This is a genomic window from Stieleria sedimenti, from assembly GCF_025060895.1.
GTDB classification, from domain to species: domain Bacteria; phylum Planctomycetota; class Planctomycetia; order Pirellulales; family Pirellulaceae; genus Stieleria; species Stieleria sedimenti.
The window spans coordinates 21763-28069 of sequence record NZ_JANZKV010000246.1; the positions used below are offsets into that span (position 1 = coordinate 21763).

At 59.6% G+C, this 6307-nt stretch carries 4 protein-coding genes; 3 read left to right on the forward strand and 1 reads right to left on the reverse strand.

The window, feature by feature from the left end; translation table 11 throughout:
- The first annotated feature begins 31 nt into the window (after positions 1-31).
- A complete protein-coding gene (locus NZK35_RS27835) occupies positions 32-1441 on the forward strand; it encodes a cellulose synthase operon protein YhjQ/BcsQ (RefSeq protein WP_259635796.1) in 1410 nt (469 codons plus the stop codon).
- 180 nt (positions 1442-1621) lie between these two features.
- Here the strand turns inward: NZK35_RS27835 and NZK35_RS27840 are convergent, their stop codons facing one another.
- Positions 1622-4180 (reverse strand): protein kinase domain-containing protein, encoded by a 2559-nt coding sequence (locus NZK35_RS27840; protein ID WP_259635797.1) that lies wholly within the window; start codon positions 4178-4180, stop codon positions 1622-1624.
- Between the two features lie 215 nt (positions 4181-4395).
- Here NZK35_RS27840 and NZK35_RS27845 point away from each other — a divergent pair, with 215 nt between their 5' ends.
- A complete protein-coding gene (locus NZK35_RS27845; RefSeq protein WP_259635798.1) occupies positions 4396-5004 on the forward strand; it encodes an RNA polymerase sigma factor in 609 nt (202 codons plus the stop codon).
- 505 nt (positions 5005-5509) lie between these two features.
- Complete coding sequence (locus tag NZK35_RS27850) at positions 5510-6211, forward strand: hypothetical protein (protein ID WP_259635799.1); 702 nt, start codon at positions 5510-5512, stop codon at positions 6209-6211.
- Positions 6212-6307: the final 96 nt, after the last annotated feature.

Here is a 6307-nt window from a genome sequence, read left to right on the forward strand (position 1 = left end):
GTCTGTCTCCTGATTGAAAACGAACCAAACCATGAAGACCAACCAGACGTTTATCGGCGCCTACACCCGCAACCGTCGTCGCGCAGGCCTGCATCCCAACGACGTCTCCGCCGGCAATGAAATCGCCGGCAGCGAACCCAACGATGCGATCGCTGAACCGGTCGCCAATGTTGAGCCGCCGCACGCGTCGCTGCCGTCTTCCCATCTGTCGCCGGCACCGGCACCGGTGGAGGACAACGACGCACTCGAAAAACTGCTCAGCCAATCGGTCACGGTCTCCGACACCTTCGTCGCGAGCGGTGAAGTCTGGATCGATCAGCCCGAAGGACAGGTCCTGCGGATTGATCGTCCGCCGACTCCGGAACCAGCGCCGAAACCGATCGAACCTGCCCCAACCGTCGCGTCGGGCGAGCCGGTCGCACACGCCGAGCCGGTGGTCCAAGTTCAGCCGACACTGCAAGCCGACTCCGCTGCCAGCGCGGAGTCAATCGAGCCCAACGAATCGCCTGCTGCGGCAGCCCCCACCGTGCATGCGGCCGACGTTCGCGACGGAGACGCGATCACTCACGAGCTCGACGCGTTGGTCGAAGCGGTCGAGCAACAAGTCAAAGACGAATTTCCCAGCGGCGTGAAAGCTGACGCCCCTGCTCCGCACGCGACGAACATGATCGCCGACCCGCCTTCCACCGACAGCGTCATGGCTCCAGCGGCTGCCCCGACGCCGGACAAGAACGACATGCCGACGAGTGAGTGGACCGAACAACCGGCCGACGACGTCGATGATTCAACCGCCGCCCGCTGGGCCGGTGCGACTTGGGAAGTCGACGCGTTTGATCTACCCTCCACCGTCGCGGAACTGTTCTTTGACGAAACGTTCTTTCGCTCGATCGCCGAACACCTCGGCCAATCCGTGCGTGAAGGCCTTCGCAGTGTGCTGGTGACCAGCCTGAGCGCCGGCGAAGGACGTTCGACCGTTGCGATCGGCACCGCCATTGCCGCGGCCGCCAGCGGCGTGCGAGTGGCCCTGATCGACATCGATCTGGACACGCCCAGCCAATCGGAACTGTTGCGTCTGGAAGTCGAAACCGATTGGGTTACCGCGATCCGTCAGGGTGAACGCATCGAAGACGCCGCGATCGCATCGATCGAAGACGGCGTGACGCTGCTGCCACTGGTGCTTTCCGGTCACCGCGGCGTGCCGATCACTCCCACGGAAATCGACCTGCTGCTCGAACAACTCGACGGTTGTTTCGATCTGCTGTTGTTCGACGGCCCGATCGCGGGTGCTTGGGCGACGCCACAAATCGCCGCCGCGGTCGATTCCAGCTTGATCGTCCGTGACGCCCGCCGAACCAGCCCATCCGAAGTCGCATTGGCCGCCGCCCAGCTCCGCCGCCAAGGCGTCGTGGGCATCGGCGTGGTTGATAATTTCTGCGGTTAGGCAGAATCGGGAATCGGATGGCAGAAAAATGGCGGGCAGAAACATGAAGAGAAGCAGACAGGAAAATGGGTGACAAGAAAATAAATCACCGACACCATTTTCCTGTCACCCATTTTTTTGTCCTTCCATCCCCACCCATTTTCCTGCCCCACATGTTTCTGCCAACTCCGCGCCCTTTCCTTAACGAGGAATCACCTCGCCGCCGTCGCGGGTGATCAACTTTTTGAGCAACTCCGGATCGAGCTTCTCGGTCGTTCGTACGCTGCCGTCGGCCATCAGGTAGGTCACCGGTTCAAAGAACTCGGCGTCCTCTTCGCCGGTCAAATCTTCCGGCTTGGTCCACGGCACGCTGTGTTTCGTTTCGACCAACAACAACGTGTTGCTGTTGCCATCACGCAGTTCACGCATTCCAACCCCGCCTTCGGTGCCGATCGCGCTGTTCCCCGTCGCATAGCCGAGGTAGTTCGTGTGCCCGCTGGGTTGGTCTTCGGGCGCGTGGGGACTGCGATAGACCTCCGGCATCTGATCGAGCAGCTTGAGATTGCTTTCGCTGTCCCAGGGCTCATCGAACTTGTACTGCTCGAACAACGCATTGCCTTCGATGAACGGCAAGATCGCGACCCGCCAGCTGAAGGGTTGAATCTTTCGACTTCCGGCACCGAGCGAACCTTCACGCAGATTGACCGATCCGGGAAACTTGCGATAGGCGGCGTGGAAGTTGTGAAAGGCGAGTCCGATCTGCTTCAAGTTGTTCACCGAACGCTGTTGTCGTACCGGCGCGCTGGTCGGGTCACCGTGTTGTTTGAGATACCGATCGACTCCCAGCGTTTTTAGTTGCCGAATCATCGCCAGCGCTTTGGCATCATCTGAATCGGGGCCCGACGGCGGAATTTGATTGATCTCGGAAAAGGCTCCCAGCTTTTTAAATCGATACAGGTGCCCCTTCCCATGATTTCTCAGCCGGCCCTGAAACGGCATCTCCGCGGTGTCCAGGAAGGGATCAAATTGAAACACCATGGAGGATTCATCGGGGAACTGACAGCCGACCGAGATTTGATTCCCCGTCACTTCGTCGACCGCCAGCAAATTGAGCCCCCGATGATCTTGCTGGAACGTGGTGAACTGCCCGGCGGAGACCTGGAAGCCCGCCTGCGGGTTTTGTTTGGTCACGGCATAGAATTCGGTTTGGTCGATGGCTAGCAGCATGCCTTCGGGCAGGACGCTGTTGGGTTGTTTGTATCCGACCAACAGCCAGATCCCCGAGAGTTTCTCAAGCACGTCGTTGTGCCGCGTCGCTGCCCGCTGGGCCAGTTTTTCCTCGGCGGCCGGCCGAACGACGTCGGCTGCTTTTGCATCCCCTGTGTCGTCATCGAGTTCCTTCACGACTTCGATTTGGGCTCCATCGAGCGGCGCTTCAAACACGGTTCCGTCGGGGAACGTGATTTTGATGAACAGTCCCATCAGCAAACCGAGCAAAACACCCAAGAGCCCCAAACCGATCGCCATCGTGATCGGAACCGACCGTTGATACCACGGCTTGGTTTGTGTGGTTGCCGAAAGCGGCAGTGGTCGAGTCCGTGCGTCGCAGGCGGACGCGATTTCCACTAGGTGAACCAAATCATGCCCGGCGGACCATGTCGCCAAGGTGGCTGCGACGTCGCTTGGTAATTGCGGCCGTCGGGAGGGATCCTTGGCCAACATCGAATCGACCAATCGCACCAATCCAGGTGGACAATCCTGGACTCGATCGGCCAGACTCGGCGGAGTTTCGGAGACCTGGGCGGTCATTTTGGCGAACACCGTCTGGTGCGTCTGATCGGCGAAGGGTGCGTTTCCTGAAAGCAATTTGAACAGGGTGCACCCCAGCGAATAAATGTCCGACCGGCAATCCACTTCGCGACCGTCGGTCACCTGTTCCGGCGAAACATAGTCCGCCGTCCCGATCGCCTGACCCGCCGCCGTCAACTCATTCTCCGGCCCCGATTGGTAGCGTGCCAGGCCCAGATCCAACAACTTCACTTCACCGTCACGGCTGATCATGATGTTGGACGGTTTGACATCGCGATGCACAAACCCTTGATCGCTGGTGTACTGGAGCGCCACGGCGACTTTGCGAATGATCTCGCAGGCATCGGCGGTGGAGACCGGACCGTTTTTGGCCACCAACTCTCCGAGGTCCAATCCGTCGATGTACTCGGTCACCAGCACCGCCGTCCCATCCACTTCGCGGGCATCGTGTGCGGTCACGATATTGGGGTGGCTCAGCTGGCCGATGGCGCGCATCTCGGAATCAAAACGATCTCGGGTGCGTTGGTCGGCCAGCCGGTGGCCCGAGAGCAGTTTCACGGCGACGTGACGGCCGAGTTTACTGTGCCGCGCCAAGAAAACCTTTCCCATCCCGCCACGGCCGAGCAGGCGGACGATTTCGTACTCGCCGATCACCCGTGGGACGTTGTGCAGCCCGGTGGCGGAAAGTTCATCGGCGGCGGCCAATGCCCCCAAGGCTTTGACCATCGCCAGCTTGCAATCGGGCTCCTCGGCCAGGCTCGCGAATTGATCCGTCGCCCGCAGTTCGCCGATCAATGAATCGTCGGCGTCGTCGACCGTTTCCAGTTCGGCCTGGCAAGTGGTACAGGAACGAAGGTGTTCGAAAAGCTCGTCATTCTCAGCCTCGGGCAGCCGCCCGAGCGAATAAGCTTTCAATCGTTCCGCCGTCGGGCACTCGGTTGCTGTCATCATCGTATTCTCCTCGTCTTTCCGGTCGGGTTCAAGCAACAAACGTGGGATCGGCTACCAGCCTGTCACCCCAGCGGGAAGCGTCAGCGAGCGGCGCGTGGTGAAACCACCGCCATCACCCGCCACTGGCTCACGCCACGTGCTGGTATCGGCCCCACCAGATGAACGCTGACGTCTGACACCAAATTGCGAAAAAAGATTCGGTTACACTCTTTCGTATGCCCCCCCATTCCGACGACCGACGCCGCCCCGAGCACCCGACGCTGTCCGATCCGTTTCTGCAAGGCGTGCAACGGAACGATCCGGTCCAGTGGAGCCGGCTGGTGGAAACGTTTGGTCCGATCGTGTATCGCTGGTGCCGTACCTCCGGCGTCGCTGAAAGTGACGCGTCGGACGTGGTACAAGAGGTCTTCACCTCGGTCGCGCGGGGGATCGACGGATTCGAACGCCAGAAGGAATCCGGCAGCTTTCGCAGCTGGCTGGCCACGATCACACGCAACCGTGTTCGCGATCACTTTCGAAAGCTCGCCGGCAGGCAGCCGGCCGAAGGGGGCACGGAGGCGCTGACACGGTTGCAACAGAAAGCCGATTCGCTGGACGAATCGATCGACGGTGAATCGATCAACAACCCGCTGGTCCGCCAGGTCTTGAAATCCGTCGAAGCTGAATTCGAACCGACGACGTGGAACGCCTTCTGGATGTCGACGATGGAGAATCAACCGGCGTCGCTGGTCGCCGAGCGGACGGGGCTGTCCGTCGCGAGCGTCTATCAGGCCAAATCTCGCGTCTTGCGCAAATTAAGACAACAACTGAGCGAATTGCCGTAACGGAAAGCTGGTAAGAAGATTTGGGAGGTAAGAAAATGATGAAATGCATCCCCCCTCGATCCGACAAATCTTCCTACCTCCAAAATCTTCCTACCTCCAAAATCTTCCTACCTCCAAAATCTTCCTACCTCCAAAATCTTCCTACCTCCAAAATCTTCCTACCTCCAAAATCTTCCTACCTCCAAAATCTTCCTACCTCCAAAATCTTCCTACCTCCAAAATCTTCCTACCTCCAAAATCTTCCTACCTCCCCGCGGCCACCTTGCCTCTTCAAGTCGGTGGGAACCCGAAAGGAATGGCAGAGAGGGCTCGCGCTGCAATCGTTTTGGCGACTTCCGCTGCGATCAAATCCGTCACTTATACGATCGACGTTCCTAGAGATTGATGGGATTCTTGCCCTAAGCAGGATTGACATTAGCGATTGACCTTGCCCCCCGCCATTTGCTAGGGATGATCGTCAGACCGTTCCCCCGTCAATCGCCAACGCGATTTCAGAGACCCTATCGTGATCTCCAAGCAAGCCTCAGCCCTGATGCTGGCGATCTCCTTCGCCGCGCTGACGCAACTCGGCTGCGCCCTGCCGACCGGGATTCTGCGTTCCCGCTGGGCGATGGACGACCCCGAGTACGCCGAAAAATATTGTGACGGAGCGGAAAAGAGTGACGTGCTCGGCAAGCTCAAGCAGGCCGCCGACGCGCGATTCCTGGAAGACGCCACCGGACTGTTCGTCTCCAGCGGCGTCACCAAACGAAGCGCTGCTGACAACGGCCTGTTCACGGTCGACATCGGAGCGGAGATGTATGCGACCAGTTTCATGACCGCGCGGGCCTCCTTGATGGGCATGGGCAACGGCGACGACTGGTTCACCGGTCTGGACGCGGGACTGAGGCTGCAAACACCCAGCCGGCTGGCGCCCTTCGTCGGTGCGGGCGTTTACGCCGGATACGCCAAAGAAGTGGTCTCCGCCGACGACGACTGGATCGACAACGACGATGACGGATTCATCGACGAACACGGCGAAGACGATGAACGCATCTCGGGTTCCCTGGCGGCGATCTATCCCGAAGTCGGTGTTCATTTTTGGTGGACGCCCCGAATCCGCTTGACCAGCTACGGACGTTACATGGTCACCACCGAAGGCCGCGATGCCGATGACTGGCAAGCCGGCTTCGGGCTGGCCCTGTTCACCAACCCCAACCTCCCCTAACTCCAAGGCCTAAGCTTCCACCAGTGGCGTAAGCTTCCAGCTTGCGATCCGTGGCGTAAGCTTCCAGCTTGCGATCCGTGGCGCAAGCTTCCAGCT

What these genes read in the sequence shown, in the direction of transcription:
- NZK35_RS27845 (WP_259635798.1), top strand. Translation starts at nt 4,396, where the DNA reads ATGCCCCCCCATTCCGACGACCGACGCCGCCCCGAGCACCCGACGCTG.
- NZK35_RS27840 (WP_259635797.1), bottom strand. Translation starts at nt 4,180, where the DNA reads ATGATGACAGCAACCGAGTGCCCGACGGCGGAACGATTGAAAGCTTAT.
- NZK35_RS27835 (WP_259635796.1), top strand. Translation starts at nt 32, where the DNA reads ATGAAGACCAACCAGACGTTTATCGGCGCCTACACCCGCAACCGTCGT.